The organism is Granulicella sp. WH15, assembly GCF_009914315.1.
GTDB lineage: Bacteria > Acidobacteriota > Terriglobia > Terriglobales > Acidobacteriaceae > Edaphobacter.
This window is the reverse complement of sequence record NZ_CP042596.1, coordinates 3,445,527-3,466,424: the sequence shown is the minus strand read 5'-3', so window position 1 is coordinate 3,466,424 and position 20,898 is coordinate 3,445,527. Positions and strand designations below refer to the sequence as shown.

The 20,898-nt window shown below is 58.3% G+C and carries 26 protein-coding genes; 21 read left to right on the top strand and 5 right to left on the bottom strand.

From position 1 onward, the window contains the following. Positions 1 to 2: 2 nt before the first annotated feature. Positions 3 to 719, bottom strand: a complete 717-nt coding sequence (locus tag FTO74_RS14375; RefSeq protein ID WP_220399027.1) for an XRE family transcriptional regulator — start codon at positions 717 to 719, stop codon at positions 3 to 5. A 369-nt stretch (positions 720 to 1,088) separates the two neighbouring features. On the opposite strand from FTO74_RS14375, the gene FTO74_RS14370 reads away from it, so the two are divergent. The 19 genes from FTO74_RS14370 to FTO74_RS14280 all read left to right on the top strand — a co-directional run bounded on the left by FTO74_RS14370 (position 1,089) and on the right by FTO74_RS14280 (position 15,349). Further along, positions 1,089 to 1,454: a hypothetical protein gene (locus FTO74_RS14370; RefSeq protein WP_162538764.1), complete on the top strand. Its 366-nt coding sequence runs from the start codon at positions 1,089 to 1,091 to the stop codon at positions 1,452 to 1,454. Continuing rightward, the gene (locus FTO74_RS14365) at positions 1,451 to 1,825 is read left to right on the top strand and encodes a hypothetical protein (protein ID WP_162538763.1); all 375 of its coding nucleotides are present in this window, start codon (positions 1,451 to 1,453) and stop codon (positions 1,823 to 1,825) included. Before FTO74_RS14370 ends, FTO74_RS14365 begins: the two co-directional genes overlap by 4 nt. Beyond that, on the top strand, positions 1,822 to 3,930 hold the full coding sequence (locus FTO74_RS14360) for a DDE-type integrase/transposase/recombinase (protein WP_162538762.1): 2,109 nt from the start codon (positions 1,822 to 1,824) through the stop codon (positions 3,928 to 3,930). The genes FTO74_RS14365 and FTO74_RS14360 overlap by 4 nt, the downstream gene beginning before the upstream one ends. Beyond that, positions 3,931 to 4,935 (top strand): AAA family ATPase, encoded by a 1,005-nt coding sequence (locus FTO74_RS14355; protein ID WP_162538761.1) that lies wholly within the window; start codon positions 3,931 to 3,933, stop codon positions 4,933 to 4,935. After that, a complete protein-coding gene (locus FTO74_RS14350; RefSeq protein WP_162538760.1) occupies positions 4,932 to 5,180 on the top strand; it encodes a hypothetical protein in 249 nt (82 codons plus the stop codon). Before FTO74_RS14355 ends, FTO74_RS14350 begins: the two co-directional genes overlap by 4 nt. A 100-nt stretch (positions 5,181 to 5,280) precedes the next feature. Next, positions 5,281 to 5,589, top strand: coding sequence for a hypothetical protein (locus tag FTO74_RS14345; RefSeq protein ID WP_162538759.1), 309 nt, complete (start codon positions 5,281 to 5,283; stop codon positions 5,587 to 5,589). Then, entirely contained in the window at positions 5,586 to 6,236 is a 651-nt protein-coding gene (locus FTO74_RS14340; RefSeq protein ID WP_162538758.1) for a hypothetical protein, read from the top strand. The genes FTO74_RS14345 and FTO74_RS14340 overlap by 4 nt, the downstream gene beginning before the upstream one ends. Continuing rightward, the gene (locus FTO74_RS14335) at positions 6,236 to 6,517 is read left to right on the top strand and encodes a hypothetical protein (RefSeq protein WP_162538757.1); all 282 of its coding nucleotides are present in this window, start codon (positions 6,236 to 6,238) and stop codon (positions 6,515 to 6,517) included. Before FTO74_RS14340 ends, FTO74_RS14335 begins: the two co-directional genes overlap by 1 nt. Before the next feature lie 192 nt (positions 6,518 to 6,709). Continuing rightward, a complete protein-coding gene (locus tag FTO74_RS14330) occupies positions 6,710 to 6,994 on the top strand; it encodes a hypothetical protein (RefSeq protein ID WP_162538756.1) in 285 nt (94 codons plus the stop codon). Further along, positions 6,991 to 7,596, top strand: a complete 606-nt coding sequence (locus tag FTO74_RS14325) for a hypothetical protein (RefSeq protein WP_162538755.1) — start codon at positions 6,991 to 6,993, stop codon at positions 7,594 to 7,596. Before FTO74_RS14330 ends, FTO74_RS14325 begins: the two co-directional genes overlap by 4 nt. Next, on the top strand, positions 7,583 to 7,987 hold the full coding sequence (locus FTO74_RS14320; RefSeq protein WP_162538754.1) for a hypothetical protein: 405 nt from the start codon (positions 7,583 to 7,585) through the stop codon (positions 7,985 to 7,987). The genes FTO74_RS14325 and FTO74_RS14320 overlap by 14 nt, the downstream gene beginning before the upstream one ends. Positions 7,988 to 8,141: 154 nt before the next feature. Continuing rightward, positions 8,142 to 9,143, top strand: a complete 1,002-nt coding sequence (locus FTO74_RS14315) for a hypothetical protein (protein ID WP_162538753.1) — start codon at positions 8,142 to 8,144, stop codon at positions 9,141 to 9,143. A 297-nt stretch (positions 9,144 to 9,440) separates the two neighbouring features. Next, positions 9,441 to 9,941 (top strand): hypothetical protein, encoded by a 501-nt coding sequence (locus FTO74_RS14310; RefSeq protein ID WP_162538752.1) that lies wholly within the window; start codon positions 9,441 to 9,443, stop codon positions 9,939 to 9,941. Positions 9,942 to 10,211: 270 nt separating this feature from the next. Continuing rightward, positions 10,212 to 10,511, top strand: coding sequence for a hypothetical protein (locus FTO74_RS14305; protein WP_162538751.1), 300 nt, complete (start codon positions 10,212 to 10,214; stop codon positions 10,509 to 10,511). Continuing rightward, a complete protein-coding gene (locus FTO74_RS14300) occupies positions 10,508 to 10,771 on the top strand; it encodes a hypothetical protein (RefSeq protein WP_162538750.1) in 264 nt (87 codons plus the stop codon). The genes FTO74_RS14305 and FTO74_RS14300 overlap by 4 nt, the downstream gene beginning before the upstream one ends. Continuing rightward, the gene (locus tag FTO74_RS14295) at positions 10,768 to 11,490 is read left to right on the top strand and encodes a hypothetical protein (RefSeq protein ID WP_162538749.1); all 723 of its coding nucleotides are present in this window, start codon (positions 10,768 to 10,770) and stop codon (positions 11,488 to 11,490) included. The genes FTO74_RS14300 and FTO74_RS14295 overlap by 4 nt, the downstream gene beginning before the upstream one ends. Next, a complete protein-coding gene (locus FTO74_RS14290; RefSeq protein WP_162538748.1) occupies positions 11,490 to 12,014 on the top strand; it encodes a hypothetical protein in 525 nt (174 codons plus the stop codon). The genes FTO74_RS14295 and FTO74_RS14290 overlap by 1 nt, the downstream gene beginning before the upstream one ends. Positions 12,015 to 12,016: 2 nt before the next feature. Then, positions 12,017 to 12,577, top strand: coding sequence for a hypothetical protein (locus FTO74_RS14285; RefSeq protein WP_162538747.1), 561 nt, complete (start codon positions 12,017 to 12,019; stop codon positions 12,575 to 12,577). Between the two features lie 30 nt (positions 12,578 to 12,607). Then, positions 12,608 to 15,349, top strand: coding sequence for an SGNH/GDSL hydrolase family protein (locus tag FTO74_RS14280; protein ID WP_162538746.1), 2,742 nt, complete (start codon positions 12,608 to 12,610; stop codon positions 15,347 to 15,349). A 523-nt stretch (positions 15,350 to 15,872) separates the two neighbouring features. Here the strand turns inward: FTO74_RS14280 and FTO74_RS14275 are convergent. The 3 genes from FTO74_RS14275 to FTO74_RS14265 all read right to left on the bottom strand — a co-directional run bounded on the left by FTO74_RS14275 (position 15,873) and on the right by FTO74_RS14265 (position 18,377). Then, on the bottom strand, positions 15,873 to 16,712 hold the full coding sequence (locus FTO74_RS14275) for a CDP-archaeol synthase (protein WP_162538745.1): 840 nt from the start codon (positions 16,710 to 16,712) through the stop codon (positions 15,873 to 15,875). A 66-nt stretch (positions 16,713 to 16,778) separates the two neighbouring features. After that, positions 16,779 to 17,678 (bottom strand): isoprenyl transferase, encoded by a 900-nt coding sequence (locus tag FTO74_RS14270; protein ID WP_174242230.1) that lies wholly within the window; start codon positions 17,676 to 17,678, stop codon positions 16,779 to 16,781. A 165-nt stretch (positions 17,679 to 17,843) separates the two neighbouring features. Further along, positions 17,844 to 18,377, bottom strand: a complete 534-nt coding sequence (locus FTO74_RS14265) for a helix-turn-helix domain-containing protein (RefSeq protein ID WP_162538743.1) — start codon at positions 18,375 to 18,377, stop codon at positions 17,844 to 17,846. Positions 18,378 to 18,599: 222 nt separating this feature from the next. On the opposite strand from FTO74_RS14265, the gene FTO74_RS14260 reads away from it, so the two are divergent. Then, positions 18,600 to 19,211, top strand: coding sequence for an HD domain-containing protein (locus FTO74_RS14260; RefSeq protein WP_162538742.1), 612 nt, complete (start codon positions 18,600 to 18,602; stop codon positions 19,209 to 19,211). 68 nt (positions 19,212 to 19,279) lie between these two features. Next, positions 19,280 to 20,065, top strand: a complete 786-nt coding sequence (locus FTO74_RS14255) for an SDR family oxidoreductase (RefSeq protein ID WP_162538741.1) — start codon at positions 19,280 to 19,282, stop codon at positions 20,063 to 20,065. Between the two features lie 378 nt (positions 20,066 to 20,443). Here the strand turns inward: FTO74_RS14255 and FTO74_RS14250 are convergent, their stop codons facing one another. Further along, positions 20,444 to 20,863: a cupin domain-containing protein gene (locus FTO74_RS14250; RefSeq protein WP_162538740.1), complete on the bottom strand. Its 420-nt coding sequence runs from the start codon at positions 20,861 to 20,863 to the stop codon at positions 20,444 to 20,446. Positions 20,864 to 20,898: the final 35 nt, after the last annotated feature.

The following is a 20,898-nucleotide window of genomic DNA, read 5'->3' as shown; positions in this document are numbered from 1 at the left end:
AACTACGGGGGCCAACCCGTCCAATTTACGACAGCGCCGACTATGGCAAGATCAGAGCCCTTTTGGAATATTCGCACTGGATAATGCTTTGAGGGCTGTTGAGGCATTAACATGTATATCCCGCCATCTTGTTTTAGCCATTTGACCGTCATGCCTGAGCCATCGCGTGCAAGAACCATTTTGCCGACAAGCTCCTTGGGGTCTTTGCGACTTACATCCACGATAACTACATAGCCGGTCTCAAGAACAGGACTCATCGAATCGCCCATAATCTTGATCGCATATAGCTTCCCGCCGCTTGGAAGCCAATCTGTGGGAATCCAGAGAGTTCTTTCTATTTGGTTCTGATCGATCGCCCGACCCGTGCCAGCTGCCGCTGGATCTCGCAATAGTGGGATGCCTCGAGTTCCAGAGTCCCCTTGTTCCCAATCTGGATGATCTTTCTTGTACGAGTCAACGACCTCTTCAATATCTGCGTATTCCTGCCCGGCCTCTCGGAACCAGTAAGTCTTATCAGCCCCCTTCATTCTTCCAATTGCCATCAGTGCCATTGCAGAGGGTTTATACCTGCCGTTCTCCCACTGCGAAATGATCGTTTGCGAGACCCCCAAAAGACGTGCGAGTCCTTTCTGATCGGTCTGCAACACCTCCAGACGCAACTTTTTCAGTTGCGCACCGAGTTCTTTGAATTGGTAGCCAATTTTTTCCTTGACAGTCATATTGGCAGCCAATAAAGTCCATTTTGTGGCGAAGCATAAATCATCCCGCAATCTTACCGCAGTCCGGGAAGCCTCCATTAGAGCTTCGCGCAATCGCGGCATGTATTCGCAGATAGCTCGCAAGCTCGACTTGACGCCTGCACATGTTCGTAATGTGGCTATGGGCCTACGGTCCTCTCGCAGGGTTGAAGAAGAACTTGAGAGGGAACTTCAGAAGCGGGCACGAAATGAGCAGAAAACGGCGGTGGCGGCATGAGTTCTTCACGTACTCAGTCTCGCAACTGTTCGGGTTCCGCGTCGATGCAGATTTCGGGGGAACTTTTTACACCCGAGTTTGCGCTGGGGAATGACAGTGAAATCCCTGGCGGAATGAACGATGAGGCGGTAATTCGCGGCATCGTGACTGAGACGATTCGCCACTGCAGCAAGAGCCGCGAAGTCATCGCACAGGAGATGACGACGCTCCTGGGCGAAAGAGTCACGGCCCGAATGTTGAACTCGTACACCTCAGAGGCAGCAGAGAAGCATAGATGGCCAGCTCAGTACACTCGGGCGCTTTGCCATGCGACCGGGGACTGGCGATTGGTTCGGTGTATATCCGAACGGGCTGGTTTCCACCTGATTACGAAAGCCGAAGCAAAGCTCTTCGAGCTGGGTCGCCAGTACCTCATTGAAAAGCGTGCAGCTCAGACGATCGCCGCGCTCGAGCGCGAACTAGCGGGGGTGGCATTATGACGACCTCCAGCCCCATAATTCTTCGCCACACTGAGGCAGGGATCTTGCGGACACAACTGAAGGAGGCGATGCAAAGGTCTCCTCTATCTCGTGCCCAAATCGTAGAGAAGCTCGCAGAAGCCACCGGGGATCAAGTAACAGAGCGTCGCCTGAATGGATATCTGGCAGAGTCGAAAGAAGACTACAAATTTCCCGCCGAATTGATCTTGTCCATCTGCGAAATCTTGGGAGATCATTCCGTTCTTCTGAAGATGGTAGAGCGTGCCGGTTTTCGGATGATCGGCCCGGAAGAGGAGCGACTGCTTACCATTGGTGCCGCTTATGAGGCAAAGGTTCGCGCCGAAAAGGTACTTGCGGAGGTGGCCCTATGAGCGCCCTTCCAGTCTCTCTCGCTCCTGTCTCAGCCCCTGACCTCTGGCTGACCAAAGAACAGATCGTTGAGCGTACCGGCATCACGCCGCGCTCGATCGAGCGGTATGCCAAGACTCGCGGCACGATCTCGCAGGATCTCGACCAGCGCGGACGCAACGGACGCAAAGTGCGGCAGTATCTGGTTTCGTCGCTTCCGCAGGAGCTGCAGCGCAAGCTGACGCCACCAGCTCCGGCCCTGGTTGTCGCCCCAGCTCCATCGCCGCTTGCAATCGAGCCGTTGTTCGCCCAGCAGGACGCCGAGATCCGAGCGGTACTGACCGATCCGCGTGACATTGCTCTGGCCACACAGCGCGAAAAGATCATCCGGCCCATGCTCGACTTCAAGGCCAATGCAGTTCGCTATCGTCAGCTACGGCTCTCGGATGGCACGGCGGTGACCACGCTCGATCGCCTGGCTAAATATCTCTGCGAGACCCACCCCGATATCAATCTGAGCAGCACCACTCTCTATCGCTGGAAAGACGCATACAGCAAGCACGGCCTAGTCGGTCTCGCTCCCAAGCGCCGCGTCGACAAAGGCCGGTCTCGCTGGGCGACTGCCAACCGCGATCTAGCGGACCTCGCGGCCTTCATCTACATCGGCGACGAGCAGCAGCCCGGCCAGTCGGTCATGGTCGCCTATGAGCAGGTCTGCCGTCTCGCGATAGAGCGCGGCGTCGAAGCACCCTGCTACGAGACAGTTCGGGCGTTCCTCGAGAACCCGTCTGAGGTCTCGCTCTCCATGAAGACCCTGCAGATGAAGGGCAAGCGTGGCTACGAGGCGATGTTCGCGCCCTACCTGAAGCGTGGCTACACCGAGCCTGCCAACCAGATATGGGTCTCGGATCACATGATCTGCGACTGCCTTGTGCAGGACGACTGCTTCGCGGGCGACATGAAGCACATCCGTCTGCGCATGACGACGCTGTTGGACTACCGTTCGCGCAAGGTCGTGGGGGTCTCCTGGTGCCAGGAGGGCAGTAGCCACTCCATCAAGCGGGCGCTCCTGAAGGCGATCCTCCGCTATGGCCCGCCAGAGGCGTTCTATTGCGACAACGGCAAGGACTACAAAAAGATCGCCAAGGGTGCCCAGCGGCACGAGCTGGAGGCGTACTACGCGGAGATCCAGGCTGAGGCCGAAGCACAGACCCCAGAGGTCCGGGTGCTGGAAGGCTCGGTGATGAGGCGGCTCGGCATCAACGTCACGTTCTGCCTGCCGTTCCATCCGCAATCGAAGCATATCGAAAAGTACCACCGCTTCTTTCATGAGCGCTTCGACATTGCCTTTCCCACCTATACGGCGGGCAAGACTCACCTCCGGCCCGATGCGACGAACACGAATCTTGTTCGGCACAAGAAGCTCATCCAGATGGGCGACACCACCAGCTCCGCGTTGCCGCTTGCGAGCGAGTACATCCGCATGGCCGAGGCATGGATTGAGCAGTTCTATCACCAGCGTGGGCACGAAGGCGAAGGCATGAATGGGCGCAGTCCCGACCAGTGCTTCCGCGAGGAGTTCAATCCCAACCAGAAGCCCGTTCCCGCATTCGAGGAACTCGTACCGCTGCTGGCTGAGATCAAGCTCTGCAAGGTGATGAACAGCGCGGTGGAGATCGGCGGCGTTCGCATGGTGTCTTCCTTCTCTGACCAGCGTGCGGCCTTCATCATGCATGAGCGGAGTGGCCAAAGGATCAAGGTCGCCTATGACCCGCTCGATATGAGCCACGCCGTGGCGCTTGACCTCGAAGGCTATCCGCTCTGCAAGCTTGAGCGCCAGAACCTCACGCGCTTCTCGCACGACGATGAGACCCGCGCCGAGATCGCCGGTATGTCCCAGCAGCGCGGCATGGTTCTCAAGGCCACCCGGCAGTCTATCGACGCACTGGGCAAGCGCGTGCGGGGCAGCGGCTACACGTCTCAGGTCGACCAGCTCCGCGAACTGGCGGCGCTCCCGGCCACCGGTACTGACTCCATCGTGCAGCGACCGCGTAAGACGGCCAGCACCGAGGTCAGTACGCCCATGTATGTAAGCGATGCAGTTGATGCCTTTTTCGGAGAGAACTAGATGAAGATTCGGCCAGAAGTCTTAGAGCAACTCGAAGCATCAACCCCATCGACAGAGGCCGTTCAGAAGCGCGTCCGCGAATACCTCGCAGTCGCACAACTCACGATCGATGATTTCGCCCGGCGTGTCGGGCGCGGTCACTCCGGCGTCAAGATCTTCCTCAGCGGCAAGTACATCACGTCCACCGGCTCGAGCAGTGACGTTCGTATCCGCCGCGCCCTTGTGGAGTTCATGGATGCACATCCGATTGAGATATCGACTCAGACAAACGGAAAGCTCTATGAGACTTCGAATGTACGGGTGATGCGCGAGTGGTTTGATCGTTGCCGCGACGGTCGCGAGATGGCAGTCATCTATGGACCGCCGGGATCACAGAAGACATTCGTATTCAGCCATTTGATTGCGGAGCACAACCGGCGCGAACTATCGAAGAATGGCCACGGCTCACGCGCTTATTACGTGTACTGCTCGCAGAACATCACGCCCCGCGAGCTGCTGAAGAAGATGGCGAAGGCCGCAGCGATCCCCGCTACGCAGTCAATCGCCGGGATCATCAATGCACTGAGCCACCACCTCGCCAGCCGCAAATCGATCTTCGTGCTTGATGAGGCTCAACATCTTGGCATCCCGACGTTGGAGATTGTGCGCGAGTTGAACGATTGTGCTCCCCGCTGTGGTGTTCTTTTGGCCGGAAGCCACAGCCTGATGCGCCTCTTCCATGAGCGTGCGGCTGAGCTTGAACAATGGAATGCACGGCTCAGCAATGCCATTGAGCTTCCGGGTATCGCTGCCCCCGAGGCAACAGCCATTGTCGAGGCTGAACTCGGCGTGCAGCCCGCCGAGAAGCTGAAGATGCTGCTCGATCACTCCAGAGTTACGGACGGCTTTAGCCGCAAAAAGCAGCAGTATCTGTCTGCCCACCGAATTTTTCGCCAGATCAAAAAGATCAAGGCCCACCCGCTTTTCATCGCCCCAAACACCACACAGAAAGAGAGTGCCGCATGAAGACCTCCACGTTGGACTCACTTCACGAACGTCGCCCCATTCGCCAGACAATCGCGCTGCTGCTGCTGTTCCCGATCGTGCTCCTGGAATCCCTGCAGGATTGGTTCCGAGGACTCAGCGGCTCGCAGATCGATCGCTTCATCCTCACTGTCGGCAACGTGTTCTTCCTCGTCGCCTGCACACTGATGATCTACTCCATCGTCTTCGCCTGGATCAGCGGCGCGTTCGCTCGGGCGGTGCGCTGATGCATAGCCTCCGCGCTATCGATTGGTTCCTGCTGACCTTTGCCGTTGCGGTGTGGTCAGGGATGCTCCTTGATGTGCTTCGCGCAGGAGGATGCCTCTAATGGCCCACCAAGCCTATTGCTCCGGCTGCATGGCGACGCAACCTATCGATGCCAACTGGCGTGCCCTCTGGATCGACTCAGACGGCGACCTGCTGATGTCTCGCCCGGAGCGTGACGGCGATATCGATTTCGAACGCCCTGGCACAGTCTTCGCCTGCGGCCAGGGCGCGGCGCTCTGCATTGTCGAGCGCTACCTCCACTCGGGAACCTTCGATCATGCTCCCGAATCCATCAACGAACCACTTACCGCTGACGAAAGCGTTGCAGAACGCATGGCTGCTTACTTCTTTTTAGGAGATATACGATGACCACCGAACTACTCGCCCCACCTACGCCGACCGAGGTAGCCGTCACGGTCGTTACCGACATGATCCACGAAGAGAAGACCTCGACCTTCGATGAAAAGGAGTTCGAGAAGCTCTGCTATCAGTTCGCTCTCGATAAGATCGTTCTCGAATCGTCCAAGGAGCTGGCCGAGCGGTCGCGAGATGCGCTTCAGGTCTTCGTCGACAAGTACGGCTACGTGCCCGAAGACGCCGAGAAGACCATCCGCTGCCAGACCCGGAAGTACCAGGCGAGCGTGACGCGGCCCACCTCAATCGAGATCAATGACTCGCGTGTTGAGCAGTTCCAGAGGATCTGCCGCAGGGGCCGCATTGCTGCTCTCTTCCCGGCGATCTTCACCCGCAACGTCTACTACACGCTCACACCTGGCGCGGACAAAGCGATTGAGGATGCGAAGCCTTCGGCCAAGTTCAAAGAGGCGTTTCATACCCTCTATGCGCTGTGCTTCGTGCCGAAGCCTAAGTCGCCCTCACTGACCTTTGTGGACTTCGAGGCCGAGAAGGAAAAGCGCGAGGCCAAGGAGGCCGAGAAGAAAGCCAAGCAGGAAGAAAAGAAGGCCAAGCAGGAAGAGAAGCGGCTAGCAAAGAAGGTCGGAAAGGCGAGTGCCTAATGCCAGATCTGTCACCAGAGCAACTACTCGCTATCGACCCATTGTTGAACGACTGGTATGCAGCGACATACGATGTCGCCCACCATCTCACAAAGTTCTTTGAGCTTATCGCCGCCGATGGGCGCGCCTTCGAAGCTTTCGCAAAAATCGCGCGCAACGATCCATCCATATTGCAGATGGTCCCTGTAATCAAAGCTGCGATCTCACGCCGCCGAGATGTTCGAGAGGCCATGATCCGTTCCATGGCAGATGACCTAAAGGCGGTGCCTGATGGCCTTTGAGACCGAATACAGCTTGGTCTGCGACAGGTGCCGGACGCGATCCGAGTACTTCGACGGAGCCATCTTTACGAAAGCCGAAGTAATCGCTGCGCTTCGCCGTGTCGGATGGGCACGCCCTCGCGGTGGCCGCACGACAACCCAAGGCACTGAATGCCCGACATGTTCCGGCGAAAAGATAAAGGGGATCACGGGATGGCGATAACTAAGGCTTATATCGATGCCTCCATCGCGGCTGGAAAGCGCGAGATCGAGGAGCTGAAGGAAGTCACCCAGAACATGGGAGCGACGGTCAGCCGTATTGGCTATGCAGCCACTCAAGTTGACGGTGTGCGCTCGCTTGATACAAACCGCAAACTACTCACCGCCGCCGAGCAGGGCCTGACCACCCTGCGCACACAACTCCGCGAGATGCGGCGGCTCTGCAAGCTCATCGACCACCGGCGCGATCGTCGCCAGAACGGAACTTATATCCCATGAACACAGCTACTCAGATACGGGAGCGCGGCGGCGTCATCGGGCCGGACAGCATCCTCTGCGTCGTGATGGACGAACACAATGTCCATTGCCTCAACGAATCGCAACTGGACGCCTGGTGGGCCAACCAGACTCCCGAACAGAAGGCGGCCATCTATGAGGCTGATCTCGAAAGTGACACGACCGTCCAGGCATTTGGAACCACGCTCGGGGTCTGTCGCCATTGTGGTTGCACAGATGAAAGCGCGTGTCCGGATGGTTGCGAGTGGGTCGATGTTGCGCACACGGTATGCAGCAACGATGATTGCATAGCCGATCACCTCCGCGAACTAGCGAATGACCTCGGTCCGATCCCCTTGCTGCGCGGTTCGATGGATGAGATCCGGGCGGCGGCGGAAGAAGAGCCGATACCAGCAGGCATCTTGCGGCAGGCCGTCTCCATGTTGGCCGACTTTCAGCGCCTGATCCGGAAGTCCCTACAACAGCCGGATGCGGTCCTGCAATCCCGCCGTGATCTGGCCACTAAACCGCTCGCCTCTCCATTGAATGGCAAGGATTACACGCTGCCCATGTCATCGCCGGAGGTGCTTGATGCAGCTCTGTAACCTCACTGACAATGAACTGCGCGAGTTGGCTTCGAGGCATCGTCGCCTTGTTGACTTCCTGGGCGCAGGGGATGCCATCAAGGCCACAGCGAACGCCGTCTGCACAGCGATCGACGAGCTGATCGCTCGCCGCGCCGGGGTGAACCCCCGCCTCGTATTTCTGGAAAAGACAATCGCATACGAGTCGGCCTGCAGCCTGATCGAGAGTAGCTGCTTCCAGGGCAAGGCAGAGATCGGCGATCCAAATGAATGGTTCGACCTGGATACTTTCGATTCTGAGATCGGCAGTATCGATGACGAGGTCGAATATCTGGAGTTGCGTGGGCTTCTCAACCATCACCCTGAAAATCCGAAATGGATCTCGTTCCGCGACGAAGGCGAGGAGATATGAGAAACGTTCAATGCTCATACTGCAGTGGCGTAGCAGGCAGGGGAAGCAGCCGCGTTCTCGGAAAGCTGCTCTTCCACTTCTGCGCCGGTTGCTGGTCGCAGTGCAAGGCCGAGTGCGAAGGCTTCATGCTTCGCGTCGTGAAAGGAGCCTGACGATGCCCAGTGAGATTCGCGGTGGCCCCGTCCAGGTCATTCATGACGACTATAGCGAGCACTGCCCAAAGTGCGGCACGCTACTGACCGATGAGGACCACGGCCTCGGATTGGCTTATGGAGGCTATGGGCGTTACATCAGTTGTCCGAACGAGCCTCTATGCGACTGGTGGATCAAGGAATGCGAAAGCGATGACGAACCGGAAAATGAGGCACTCAAGGAGATAGCGATGCCAGAGCAAGGTCCGAAGATTGAGGACATCGAGAAAATCATCCGAGGCGCATGGCCGGAGATGTTCACGCATCACGTCGCCGGACTGATGGCCCCGGATTTTTGGAGTGTGGACGTCTCCCTAGGCATCGGCGAGACTCGCGAGGATGCGATTCGCGCAGCAGCCAATCATCACACCGTTCTCTGGCGCACGATGGAGACCGCACCGTCGACGGGAATCACAATCGAGATGGTCTGCAAAGGTGCCGATGGAACGTTCTTCCTCAATTACGGCTATTTCCACGAACACTTAGATTCTGATGGCGAGGGCTGGACTGACGGCACTGTCGCCTCTTGGGGTTCGCAGGAGAATATTCGCCTGAATCCAATGTTGTGGCGTCCGGTGGCAACAATCAATCCTGCTGTCGTAACTGCATCCATCGAATCGCCGCGTTCGATCTCCAAATATCTGGGAGGAGACGGGAAGACTAATTATTACCGGACTCCCAAAGGCTCGGTCTTCAGCTTTGATGGCTGGAAGGCCGGAGACTCTCCTCTCGAATGCTTCGACCGCGGCGACTATCTTGGATGCCTCCACGGTTGCATGCTGGCCATTTACCTCGCTGACGATCAATATCTCGCAATTCTCCATGTTGCCGATGACGGGCTGATGCACGAACTGGTGCATCTCGCCCGAAAGATCGACATCTCTACCCACAACACGATTGCCGATCTGCGCAAACAGGTCGGGTATCTTACCTCGCTCATTGTCATATATCTGGCTGCGCGATGAATGAATTCTGCCTCAATCCGGAGCTGGCCGATGTGAGCGCCGCGCTGTATGCAAACGCGATATCGGACACCTGCGCGTGCGGTGTGACAAAGCGGGAGGCTTATGTATTTTGCGCGGACTGCTGGAAGCGGCTCGAGCGTATTGATCGTCGGTTCCCCGGCATAGCGCATCGCTGGATGCAGGGCGCTGCCGGGAGAGACAGAACACCGGGTCTTTGGCTTTACGACCTATGCGTGGACCTACTTCGCGATCCGCGTGCTGGAACCCACAAAAAACGCACCAACCAGGAGGAACACGATGGCTATTGATCTCGACTTCGAGCGCACTCTGCACCAGACCGCTCGCACCGTTCCGGTTGAGGATGATCTCTTCACGACCTTCGCCGACAAAGTCCTTCGCCGCGTTGACGAGGTAATCGAAAGCCGTAGGTGCAAGTGGACTCCCCGGCATGGACATATTCGCCTCCTGCAACTGCTGCGCTCTCACCAGGGGAAAAGCCGGGCAGTCTCCCTGGAATCGCTCGCACGAACGATGAACTTCACGCCGCGAGAACTCAAGGACATCGTGCAGGATCTCCGGTTGAACTTTGGCGTGCAGCTCGGCGCGTCGCGTGATTCGGAGGCGGGCGGCTACTACCTGGTCGCAACCGAAGAGGAGAGTATCGAGTCCACCGCGCAGATGCTCCACCAGGCCACCTCCATGCTGCGCGTCGTAGCCGCGATGCGCGGAGGCCGAGAGGTCATCGACAACCTCCTGCACCAGCTCCGGCTCGATCTCAGCCAGGAGGGGCAAAGCTGATGGCTACCGCTTGGGTCTGGATGATTATGGAGGGGGCGTCTACTCTGCGCCTTTATAAGGATGGACTTGCCTGGCACAGTTCATACGGTACGGGCTTCGCCACAAGAGAAGAGGCTCACAAGGTATTCATGCGGACACGCGCCCGATATCTCGAACTCAGAGAGGTCTGCCGCAATGGAGGCAGCGATATTGGCGTAGAAAACTGGACGAAGTGCTTGGATAGCATTCGCGTCACTCGGATCAAACTTCCGGAGAGCAAAGGAGACGGGCATGTACGGTCCTAAAACCGAACTTGAGACGGAGCTGGAAAAAGTTTCGAAGAGCGGTCTCATCCATCTCGCGAAGTCTCTAGCTCGATTTAGTTGGCTGCACCGCGAGGACTTATTACTTGAACTCGTGAGAAATGCAAAAAGGATGGGGAGTGCGCTTGATGCACAGGCAAGGATGCAACTGCTAATAAATGATCCCGACAAGTTTATCGAAGGCGCGATGAGACGGTCCAAAGCGGCCAAGAAGGGCGCGCGGCGACGCAAGAAAGAAGCACGAGCACTGAAAGGCGGAGGACGATGAACCGCGAGCGTGCGTTCTTCGATACAGAGATGATGGCCAAAATGCTGAAAGCTGACTTACCCGCAGCATTACGTGTATTGGCAAATGGACTCGAGGCACAGGAGTTTGAAGGATGGTTCGAAGGCAAAGCAACCGACGGCTTCTACTGTGGGCCGGATGAGATGCGAGTCATGTTGCAGCTCCGGCTGAGAGTGCGGATAGTGCAAGACCACAGATTGGAGACTCCCCCCACACTTGCAATACGAAAGGAACTAGCATGACCACTTATCGTGAGCTCGGCACCCAGATCGGGGAGCTCGTAGACGAAAAGAACACGGCCTATGGATCGAGCTTTGAGAAGTGCGGCGAGTTCATGCGCCTTCTCTATCCCAACGGTGTGCCTCCTGAGCGCATGGACGTCGCGCTGCTGTTGGTTCGGATCTTCGATAAGCAGGTGCGGATTGCGACGGACGAGGATGCCTTTGGCGAGTCACCCTTCAAGGATATCGCCGGTTACGGATTGCTCGGAGCAAAGCTTCACCAGGAGAAGAGAGATAGATGGCAAGACAATGCCAGCGGCCCGGTTGCAGCGAACTCGTCAAAGGCACCTCACGATTCTGCGGGGCCAAGCACAAAGCAGCCGACTACAACGAACGAAAGCGGGCGAGCCGTCTCCGCGACCTGGCAGCAGCTCGTAGACTCGTCGCCGCTGCGGACGGCTGCAACTGCGCCAACTGCAACGGCGGATGCAAGCCAAAGCGAGGAAGGCCACGTAAATCCTGACGAGATCGAGTGGGAAGTTCTCCATGCGCTTTCGATAGGAACGCCCGGATTCAACCTCGATTATTTATGCAAGTACTTGTATCGCTATCCCGGCAGCGCTGTCGAAGGCCAAGTGGCGTACTTCCTTGCAACCGGATTTGCATATTTAGACGGGGACATCATCACACTGACCAAGGCGGGACGGAAGTTCCATCTCTACTATTTGAGGTCGCGGTAATGATTCCTCAGTCCATTACCCCAGCTCAGCGTCAGCGCCTCCAGATCCTTTACGCCCAGTTCGAGCGTCATTCTCTCGATTGCCCCGGCGCGTCACGCGAGGCGCGGATGAGCTGGGCCAGCAAGATGATTCGCCGCGAGGTCGCCAGCTTCAATGACCTGACCCTGGAGGAAGCGAAGCGTCTTATCGACATTCTTCAGGGCACCCTCGGCGTGAAGGTGCCTTCAAAGACCAAGCGCCGTCCTCAGACGCGGCGCGATGGCGAGAAGGCTGGCACAGAAGGACGCCGCGACCAGATCCATGCAGAAAATACGCTGGTCGGCCAAGGTGAGCTTCGTATGATCCAGCGCGACCTTGACCGCCTCGGCTGGGATCGGACGCGCCTGGAGGCGTTTCTGGCCTCACCACGCGGTCCTAACAAGGGACGCACAACCATCCTTACGCTCGGCGATGCGAACCGCATCCACTGGGCGCTCAAGCGACTCAACCCTAACCCTGCCAACAAGGAGAGAACTGCGAGCTAACCATGACTGCGCCTCAACTCGATCTCTTCGATCTTCCCCAAGAGACTGCTGAATTCAAACCCAAACTTGCTCTACCGTTCCAGGCTTCGGCGACGATCGACGTCGACCGCGCAAGCAAGATTCTCGACGTCTCACGGATCACGATGCGGCGGATGCTCGAAAAAGAGTTGTTCCGTGCGTATTACCTCATGGACCGTCCGACGTGCTGGAGAATTGAATACGATTCCGTTGTCGACTACTGCGACAGGCTGCGCGTCCACTATGCAATCTCGATCCCGCGCTCGCCTCTCGGTCCAGGGCGCAAGCGTCGCCGCGATGAGGAGCTGTTGCCTTTCCCGAAAGAGCAGACGGTCGGTGTCGGCCTGGTGATGAAGGTGCTGGACTGCTCAAGCCCCACTGTGAGCGCATTGATCGAGTCGGGCACACTGGTCGCTTATCAGATCCTCATAAATCAGCCCGGATCTCCCTGGCGAATCTATCGCCCGTCATTCGAACGCTACGTTGCATCGCTGCACCAGATGGCCCGAGGAACAAGCTCGCAGGGCAGTACATCCGTAAAGTAATAACTGGTTGAATCGCAGCAGCATGGCAGTATGCGATTCCTCTCACGTCTGCTGATCCTTGCGAGCCTACTGATCTCCCCGGCCTACGCCCAGACACCTAATTACACTACCTCCGTCACGCTTGCCAAATTGCTATCTGGCGGCGGCGTTGTTCCCAATGCGACGATCTGCGCGACTGCCGCCGACGTTTATGGCAATCCCGTCTCAGTCTCCGCTCCGAACTGGGGCCTGATTATCCCAAGTCGGCCAATGTGCTCGACGGTCACAGCGGGTCTACTTGCTCCGCTTTCCATCCCTGACGCAAATCATACGAACGCAACAAGTCCGATCTTTTATAACTTTGCCATCCAGGTACTTAGTTCCACGAATATTCCCCAAGGACCGCCGATTATTTTCAAGGCAGTCCCCAATGTAAGTGGCACTACCTATCCGCTGGACAGCTATGCGCCAGCCGCTTCTGCATCTGTCGCGCCATCATCCGCGCTGAGTCAAGGCGCTGGCGTCCCTGGTAAATGCACCGGGCCTTCGATTTTTCTATCGAATATTTCTCCCGTTGCTTATACATGCCTGAACGGCTCCTACTCGCCTTTATCGCCGCTGAACTATCAAGGTTCATACTCCGCTGCTACATCGTATGGGGTAGGCGCGATCGTCCAGAATGGCGGTGCTTCATATATCTCTTTACTGCCCAATAATCTGGCGAACAACCCTGCGACCAATTCGACCAATTGGGGGTTGGTCGCTGCTGCTGGTGCTCCGGGACCGGCTGGTGTGGCATCCCTTCCCGCGCTCTCCGCGATCAGAACCCGAGGGCAGCTCACCTCCAATCTGTTCAATCCGGCTACTGTCACGGCTGCTTCATACATCAGCACGGCTACGGGAGTGATTGGCACCAACGCTGGGACTTCGGCTAGCGATTTCATCCCGGCCAATTCCGGCGGCTCGATGACCGTAACGGCCATGTTTGAGAGTAACGGAGCCTTAGCCGGAGGATCTTTTTTCGATCAGAACCAAACCTATATATCTGCGATTCCGTTTGGATTTACGAGCGGTGGCACGTTTACGGTTCCGTCCACTGCGGCCTTCATCCGCGTCACTGTAAACACGACTGCTGTTGCAACTACGATGGTCGTCAATGGTCCTACTCTCCCGCCTGGTGGTTATCAGGCATTCGGGACGTATCCAACCAACATCATTGACTCAAAGTTGTCAGTCCTCCCGAGCGCCACTGCTGCATTTGCTGCTGCGCTCCCAACGACTGCCAATCTGTATAACGTGAATACTAGTGTTCCGGGATATGTAAGCACTGCGGACGGCACAATTCAGACTTCCATCCCTGGCTACCATTCCAGCGGCTTTATGGCCGCGAATGCTGGAGGCCAGATGACTGCCAACGAAGCGCTGTACGGCAACACCGGATCAGCCGCCGGAATTGCATATTACGATGGGTCGCAACACTTTCTCTCTGGAGACAGTACCGGCTATGCGGCGAATGTTCCCTTTACGATCCCTATAGGGGCGGTCCTTGAGCGGGTAACAACAAAAGACGTCGGTAGCCCCGACACCGTCACCCCGGCTTTGATGGTCGTCAATGGGCCTACTCTCCCACCTGGTGGTTATCAGGCATTCGGGACGTATCCAACCAACGTAATTGATGCGAAGACCTTTCCGCTTGCTAATGCGACCGATGCGGAGGGGATTCAGCAGTTGGTGGAGAGTTATCTCCCGGCCAAGCGGAACGCGTTCAACCAAGCAACGATCACGCCAAACTCCGCGATAATGGCCAATGGAAGCATAGGCTCGGTGACGGGGTTCTTCGTATCAGCGTTCATCCAAGTACGACCAGGGCAGCAATGGACCTTGGCGCTGGCTCCTCTTACCAGCAACGCCAGCTATAGCGCCATTGCTTATTTCGGCCCCACCGGCACCTACATGTCGTCGGGGGCAGCTCTCGTCGCATCCATCGGAGCAAACTACACAGTGACGATTCCGACAGGGGTCACACAAGTGCGGATCAGCATGGATACTTCACTGTTGCCTACCCAGATGTTCTTGCCTGGTGCCAGCGGTTCAGCCACATATATCCCGTTCCTGCAAACTCCCACCTCAATGTTCGCCGCTGCAACGCCTCCGACCGTCGCGCTGTTTGGTGACAGCTACCAGGGAACCTATGGAAATCTGTGGGTTCCCAACTTGATTCGCAGCCTCGGAGGTACTTTGGTCTATCAGGACGCCAATTCAGGGCGTCCTTGGAATAACGTATTTTCCCAGTTTGGCGGCGACGGAACCGGAACGACTACCACTTGCGCACCCACAGGTACCTGGGAGCTTGCGGGCTGTGTAGTGGGTCAAACACTAACGCAGGCCCTATCAACGGCAAGTGTGATCGTGATCGAGCTAGGCACGAACGACGTGGAAAGCGAGACTATCGGCTCGCTCGGAGATACTTATGCAGCCTCGTCGCTTCACGGCTACATCAACAATGCCATCACCAAAATTCTGACCGCAAATCCCACTGCGCGATTGATTATGGTCGGCCCCAGCTATACGGCGCACGGGACGTATGCTCAAGCCGTCACGGTGGACACCGCAATGCAGCAGGAGTGCAACGCTGCGGGGATACCCTACCTCAGCTTGTTGCTAACGTCGGGGATCAACGCAACCAACCTCGCAGCGATGACACAGAGCGATGAGATTCATTGGAGCAATGCCGCTTTCACGAATCGGTATGGGCCGGAACTGGCCAAGTTCATCAGTCAGTTTTTGCCGTAGTTTCGGAGACCAACCGCGGAATTTCTGGCGACAAGAAAGCGAAACTGCCTGTCGCTAGGATTTTTGCTCAAATCGACCATTTTGGGAGCTGTCGCTAGGATTTCACCGCACTAAAACCCGCGCCAATTGCGCATTTCATGCGATCTTTGACATTCTGAGCCGCACCCAAATGTAGCCTGTCGCTAGGATTGGGAGCTGTCGCTAGGATTTTTACGCAGAATCAGCAACTTAGCCCTCCCATCCAAGCGACAGCACCCGTTTACTGTCAAATAATTCCTGTATTTCCGCCTCGCAGTTTCGATGCCGTTTTCGCTACAAAACCCGCGCCGCTATTGCGCTATCCCGTCATTTCCCGCCTTCGCCCGCCGTATCCCGCACTGTCATTTAACTTCTGTATTCACAGAAGCAGATTCCTCCGCTTCGCTCCTGAATGACAACCAAGAAAACAGGCAACGGCAACAGCGCCCTTGCGCCGGGCGGGCGGCACTTCGTGCGGTCTTGGACGCTTCGTGTGTTTCTTGCTTTAGCGGAACAGGGTCTGCCAGTCGCGGAGCATCAGCACGTACCAGAGGGCCGGGGCGGCCAGCAGCAGAGCGTCGATCCGGTCGAGGATGCCGCCGTGGCCGGGCAGCATCGTGCCCGAGTCCTTGACGCCTGCGCCGCGCTTGATCGCTGATTCCAGCAGGTCGCCAAGCTGCGCGGCGATGTTCAGGAAAGCGGCTAGTAAGACGATCTGCCAGACCGGCATCGCGATGTGCAATGCGGTGAAGTCGCGATGGATTGCCAGATACTGGCCGAGGTAATAGATGCCCGTCCCGAAGCCCATTGAGGCCACGATTGAGGCGACCGAGCCAGCCCAGGTCTTGCCTGGAGAGAGACGGGGAGCCAGCTTGCGTTTGCCGAAGAGCCGACCGATGTAGAGCGCGGCGATATCGCCCGACCAGACGCAGACGAAGAGGAAGACCAACAGGCCGATGCCGTCCTCGTGCGCCTTGATGAGCGGGATCAGAGTGAGCGGGTAGGCAATGTAGATCAGCGCGAAGAGGCCGTAGGCCGTGTCGGGCAGCACACGGTCGAGCGGCGCGCGGAAGCCTGCCCAGGCGAAAAGGGCAAAGGCCAGCAGCGAGAGGATCGGCAGCTCGGCATCGGTCAGGTACATGGTGACGCCGAAGACGGTGGCGGTAGCGGCCAGCAGCCAGGGTAGGGGGATCTGCGCGCCCGATTTGTGGACCAGCCCGCGGTACTCGATGGAGGCCAGGGCCGCTACGAGCGCGGAGGCGACCGTCAGCGACCAGAGCGGGCCGAAGAAGACCAGGGCGACGACGGCGGCGATCAGGACAATGGCTGTAAGGATGCGTTTCATGCGTAATGGATGAGGATACAGGTTACAGCAGGTTGTGCCGGAAGAAGATAGGAGGGAAGGAAGCGGTTAGCGCTGGGCTAGTTCGGCCGCGATGCTCTCCGGTGTTTCGAGCGCGTCGTCCCGGCCTTCGAGATGCTCGTCGGTGCCCTCGCCCAGGCCGCCGAAGCGGCGCTCCCGCTGCTGGTAGGCCGCGATGGCCTCGAGCAGGTGGAGGCCGCGGAAGTCGGGCCACAGGCGGTCGGTGACGAAGATCTCCGAGTAGGCGATCTGCCAGAGCAGGAAGTTGGAGATGCGCTGCTCGCCCGAGGTGCGGATGACGAGGTCGGGGTCGGGCATGTGGGCGGTGTAGAGGTGCTGCGAGAGCTGGGCCTCATTGAGACGCTCGTCGAGGCCATCGACGGCCAGAAGGTCTTCGAGCGAACAGCCGCGCTGGTTGGCTTCGGCGATCAGGTTCGAGAGCAGGCTGCGGGCCGCGTCCACGATCTCGGCGCGGGAGCCGTAGTTGAGCGCCAGGGTCAGGGTGGTTCCGGTGTTCTGGGCGGTGGCTTCGGAGGCCCACTGCATGGTGTCCTGGATCTCGCTGGGCAGGCCCGCCGTGCGGCCGATGTACGCCATGCGGACGTTGTTGTCGTTCATGCGGCGCACGTTGCCGACCAGGTAGGACTTGAGCAGCTTCATCAGGAACGTAACCTCGGCCTTGGGGCGGCGGAGGTTGTTCTCGAGCGAGAAGGCGTAGAGCGTCAGCCAGGGCAGGTCGATGCGGCTGGCGGTCTCGACGACGAACTGGACGCTCTCTGCACCCTGCTGGTGGCCGAGGAAGCGCTTGAGCGCGCGCTTTCCGGCCCAGCGGCCATTGCCGTCCATGATGATGGCGACGTGTTCGGGGATCTTTTCGGGATCGAGCTGGCCGTAGATGCAGGCTTCTTCAGCAGAAAGCTCATGCAGGCGGCGGGGGACTGGGCGCAACGGGGTGCCTCTCGCGGTACACACACTAGCATAATGCAGGGCGTGAGAATTGGGGATGAATGGGCAACCGAAGGCAGGGAGGAGAGCAGCAGAACAGCAGGCAGGAGAGGGGCCGCACCCCGCGGGATGCGGCCTTGGAGGTCGTACTGACTACAGCTTACAGGCTCAGGCCGTGCGCTTGCGACCGGCGGCCAGCTCCCGAACGTGGTTCAGGAAGATGGACCGCTGCAGCGAGTCGAGCTGCGAGGTGTACGCCGCGATCTCGGCCAGGAACGGGTCCGTCATGAGCATGGCGGTCTCGTTGGAGTGGCGGGTGTTGGCGTCGCGCAGCAGGGCGGAGATATCCACCTGCAGGGCCTTGGCCAGACGGTCGAGCGAGGACAGCGTAGGCATGGCCTTGCCGTTCTCGATCTTGCTGATGTAGGTGCGGGGGACGTTCATGCGAGCCGCGAGCTGACGCTGGCTCAGGTTGCGAACGTGCCGCAGGTCGCGGACGGCCGCGGCTACCTGCGGGCCGGAGTCAAGAGCTGCCTGGGCGGGAACGAGCGCGATCGCTGCCGCGACCGGCTCGGGCTTCTCGACCTCGAGGCCCTTCTTGCAGCGGCGGCATATCGCCGTCGCTGTGCGGAACTGCACGAGGCTGCAATGGTCACAGCGCAGGACTTCGCGTTGTTCAACCGACGCCATCATGGTTGCCATAAGTTGTGTGTAGCGGGCGGAGGCCAGAGCAAGGTCCGCAGCACACGTCCGATAACGGAAGCATGTGATGTGCCTAGAGTGACACCGGGTATCAAGGGAGTCAAGGGGGAATATCGGGTGATTGCCGGAGAAAACCGGAGAACGCCGGAAGTTGAACCACAGTGGTTAACAGCGGAAGAGGTGATATACAACGTTGGAAGGATTTGTTACGGAGGAAGTGGCATGGATGGTCTGCTGCGCGAGCGGGCGCTGGCGTTGATGGAGGAGTGGACGGCGGGCGAGTCTCTGCGGAAGCATGGGCTGTCGGTGGCCTGCTGCACCGAGGCTTATGGGCTGAAGGAGGCGCAGCGGCTGGGACTCGATGCTGCGGCCACGGCATTTATGACCGATCTTTATGCTGCCACCGGCTTGCTGCACGACTTCGACTATGAGCGGCATCCGACGCCGGAGGAGCATCCGTTTGTCGGGGTGGCGTACCTGCGCGAGAGGGAGTGGCCGGAGACGCTGCTGCACGCGATTCTGGCCCATGCGGACTACTCCGGCGTGAAGCCCGAGACGCATCTGGATAAGGCGCTCTTTGCCTGTGACGAGCTGTCGGGCTTTCTGACCGCGTGTGCACTGGTGAAGCCGACCAAGTCGATCTTCGACGTGGAGGTCGCGGGTGTGAAGAAGAAGATGAAGGACAAGGGGTTTGCCCGCGCGGTCAAGCGGGAGGACATCACCAACGGGGCTGAGTTATTGGGGCTGAGCGTGGAGGAGCACGTCGGGAACTGCCTGGCGGCGATGCAGGCCTCGGCGGACTTGCTGGGGTTGGCCGGAACTCCGGCTGCTTAGGCACGATTCTGTAACGTTTCCGTGCGAGGCTCATCTCATAGGTGTTTCTGAAAAACGAGGTGACTGCAATGGCTGAAGCGAAGAAGAAGATTGCGCTGATCTCCGGTGCAAACAAAGGGATTGGGCTGGAGACGGCGCGCCAGTTGGGCAAGCTGGGCGTTACCGTGATTCTGGGAGCGCGTGACCTGGGCAGGGGCGAGGCTGCGGTTGCGGAGCTGAAGAAGGATGGTGTCGATGCCGTCGCCGTGAAGTTCGATGTGGTCGATGCCGCCGATATTCAGGCTGCGGTGGACAAGATCGAAGCGGAGTATGGCGTGCTCGATATCCTCGTCAACAACGCGGGCATGAGCACGGAGTCTCTGGGCGGGAACAGCACCACCACCGTCTCGGAAGACGACCTGCGGAAGACGTTCGAAACGAACTTCTTCGCGGTCATCAACGTCACGAATGCGTTTCTGCCGCTGCTCGAGAAGAGCGAGGCCGGGCGTATCGTGAATGTTTCGAGCATTCTGGCCTCGCTGACGCTGCACGCGCTGCCGGGTTCGCCGATCTATGACGCGAAGATGTTTGCTTATGACTCGTCGAAGACCGCGCTGAATGCGTACACCGTACACCTGGCACACGCGCTCAAGGACACGAAGATCAAGGTCAACTCGGCGCATCCGGGCTGGGTGAAGACGGATCTGGGTACGGACGCCGCGCCGATGGATGTGGTGGATGGCGCGAAGACCGAGGTGACTCTGGCGACGCTGCCTGAGGATGGGCCTACGGGCGGGTACTTCCACCTGGGCGAAACGCTCCCTGGTAGGTACTTCGTACTGTTCTCGGGGTGGTATAGGGGAATGATCTTCTGAGGCCCTCCCGTTGGTCGGAAGCGAGCATTTTGTTTCCGACCAGCGGGAGGACTATTGCTTTTAATCAGCCGAGACAAGTGTGAAAGTCACGAAGTGACCGCCCTCCGCGTAGGAGGCCCGTCCGGCAGGACGTCTTGCTCTTTTGAAGAAAGCATACCTCGGGGGCTAAAGCCCGCATTGGTGCATGTTTTTGATGTCCGGGCTAAAGCCCGGACCTACCCCAGATGCAACAACAACGGCATAGGCAAGAACAACGACAACGACAGAAGCAGATTCCTCCGCTTAGCTCCTGAATGACAACCAAGAAAACAGGCAACAGCAGAGACAATCGCTGATTAGTAAGAAAGAGTTTCTCAGCGGTCAAAGCCGCATCTCAGCCTAGTAAAGAACCTTGCTCTGGATGAAGGATGCGGGAGTGCCGTCGGCTGGGTTGACGAAGATGATGTCTCCGGGGTCGCGGCGCGGGGTGTCCACCGAGAAGACTACGAAGGGCTCTTCTAGGATCTGCGGGGTGCCGTGGATGGTGCCCTTCTTGAAGAAGATGAGCTGGCCGGGACCGAGTTCGAAAGGGTCGCTGTCACCGAGGAAGAACGTCGCCCGGCCCGAGACGACGAAGAGGTACTCGTCGCAGGTGGCGTGGTAGTGCGCCGGGGTGGGGTGGTAGATGCGGAAGACACGGGAGCTGGCCTCGGCCTCGTCGGTCAGGCGGGTGTCGATCAGCATCGTCTCGGCGGTGGCCGGAAAGTTGTCGGCGATGGCGTGGATGTCGAAGACGGCGGATTGCTTGTTGTCGGGCATAAAAAATCCCTCCCCTACAGCGTAGATGCCGCGGG

Coding starts and splice junctions, on each gene's coding strand:
- FTO74_RS14255 (WP_162538741.1), top strand. CDS start 19,280: ATGGCTGAAGCGAAGAAGAAGATTGCGCTGATCTCCGGTGCAAACAAA.
- FTO74_RS14330 (WP_162538756.1), top strand. CDS start 6,710: ATGGCGATAACTAAGGCTTATATCGATGCCTCCATCGCGGCTGGAAAG.
- FTO74_RS14320 (WP_162538754.1), top strand. CDS start 7,583: ATGCAGCTCTGTAACCTCACTGACAATGAACTGCGCGAGTTGGCTTCG.
- FTO74_RS14325 (WP_162538755.1), top strand. CDS start 6,991: ATGAACACAGCTACTCAGATACGGGAGCGCGGCGGCGTCATCGGGCCG.
- FTO74_RS14340 (WP_162538758.1), top strand. CDS start 5,586: ATGACCACCGAACTACTCGCCCCACCTACGCCGACCGAGGTAGCCGTC.
- FTO74_RS14305 (WP_162538751.1), top strand. CDS start 10,212: ATGTACGGTCCTAAAACCGAACTTGAGACGGAGCTGGAAAAAGTTTCG.
- FTO74_RS14290 (WP_162538748.1), top strand. CDS start 11,490: ATGATTCCTCAGTCCATTACCCCAGCTCAGCGTCAGCGCCTCCAGATC.
- FTO74_RS14315 (WP_162538753.1), top strand. CDS start 8,142: ATGCCCAGTGAGATTCGCGGTGGCCCCGTCCAGGTCATTCATGACGAC.
- FTO74_RS14345 (WP_162538759.1), top strand. CDS start 5,281: ATGGCCCACCAAGCCTATTGCTCCGGCTGCATGGCGACGCAACCTATC.
- FTO74_RS14295 (WP_162538749.1), top strand. CDS start 10,768: ATGACCACTTATCGTGAGCTCGGCACCCAGATCGGGGAGCTCGTAGAC.
- FTO74_RS14300 (WP_162538750.1), top strand. CDS start 10,508: ATGAACCGCGAGCGTGCGTTCTTCGATACAGAGATGATGGCCAAAATG.
- FTO74_RS14365 (WP_162538763.1), top strand. CDS start 1,451: ATGACGACCTCCAGCCCCATAATTCTTCGCCACACTGAGGCAGGGATC.
- FTO74_RS14375 (WP_220399027.1), bottom strand. CDS start 719: ATGACTGTCAAGGAAAAAATTGGCTACCAATTCAAAGAACTCGGTGCG.
- FTO74_RS14260 (WP_162538742.1), top strand. CDS start 18,600: ATGGATGGTCTGCTGCGCGAGCGGGCGCTGGCGTTGATGGAGGAGTGG.
- FTO74_RS14350 (WP_162538760.1), top strand. CDS start 4,932: ATGAAGACCTCCACGTTGGACTCACTTCACGAACGTCGCCCCATTCGC.
- FTO74_RS14250 (WP_162538740.1), bottom strand. CDS start 20,863: ATGCCCGACAACAAGCAATCCGCCGTCTTCGACATCCACGCCATCGCC.
- FTO74_RS14355 (WP_162538761.1), top strand. CDS start 3,931: ATGAAGATTCGGCCAGAAGTCTTAGAGCAACTCGAAGCATCAACCCCA.
- FTO74_RS14265 (WP_162538743.1), bottom strand. CDS start 18,377: ATGGCAACCATGATGGCGTCGGTTGAACAACGCGAAGTCCTGCGCTGT.
- FTO74_RS14335 (WP_162538757.1), top strand. CDS start 6,236: ATGCCAGATCTGTCACCAGAGCAACTACTCGCTATCGACCCATTGTTG.
- FTO74_RS14280 (WP_162538746.1), top strand. CDS start 12,608: ATGCGATTCCTCTCACGTCTGCTGATCCTTGCGAGCCTACTGATCTCC.
- FTO74_RS14285 (WP_162538747.1), top strand. CDS start 12,017: ATGACTGCGCCTCAACTCGATCTCTTCGATCTTCCCCAAGAGACTGCT.
- FTO74_RS14275 (WP_162538745.1), bottom strand. CDS start 16,712: ATGAAACGCATCCTTACAGCCATTGTCCTGATCGCCGCCGTCGTCGCC.
- FTO74_RS14360 (WP_162538762.1), top strand. CDS start 1,822: ATGAGCGCCCTTCCAGTCTCTCTCGCTCCTGTCTCAGCCCCTGACCTC.
- FTO74_RS14310 (WP_162538752.1), top strand. CDS start 9,441: ATGGCTATTGATCTCGACTTCGAGCGCACTCTGCACCAGACCGCTCGC.
- FTO74_RS14370 (WP_162538764.1), top strand. CDS start 1,089: ATGAACGATGAGGCGGTAATTCGCGGCATCGTGACTGAGACGATTCGC.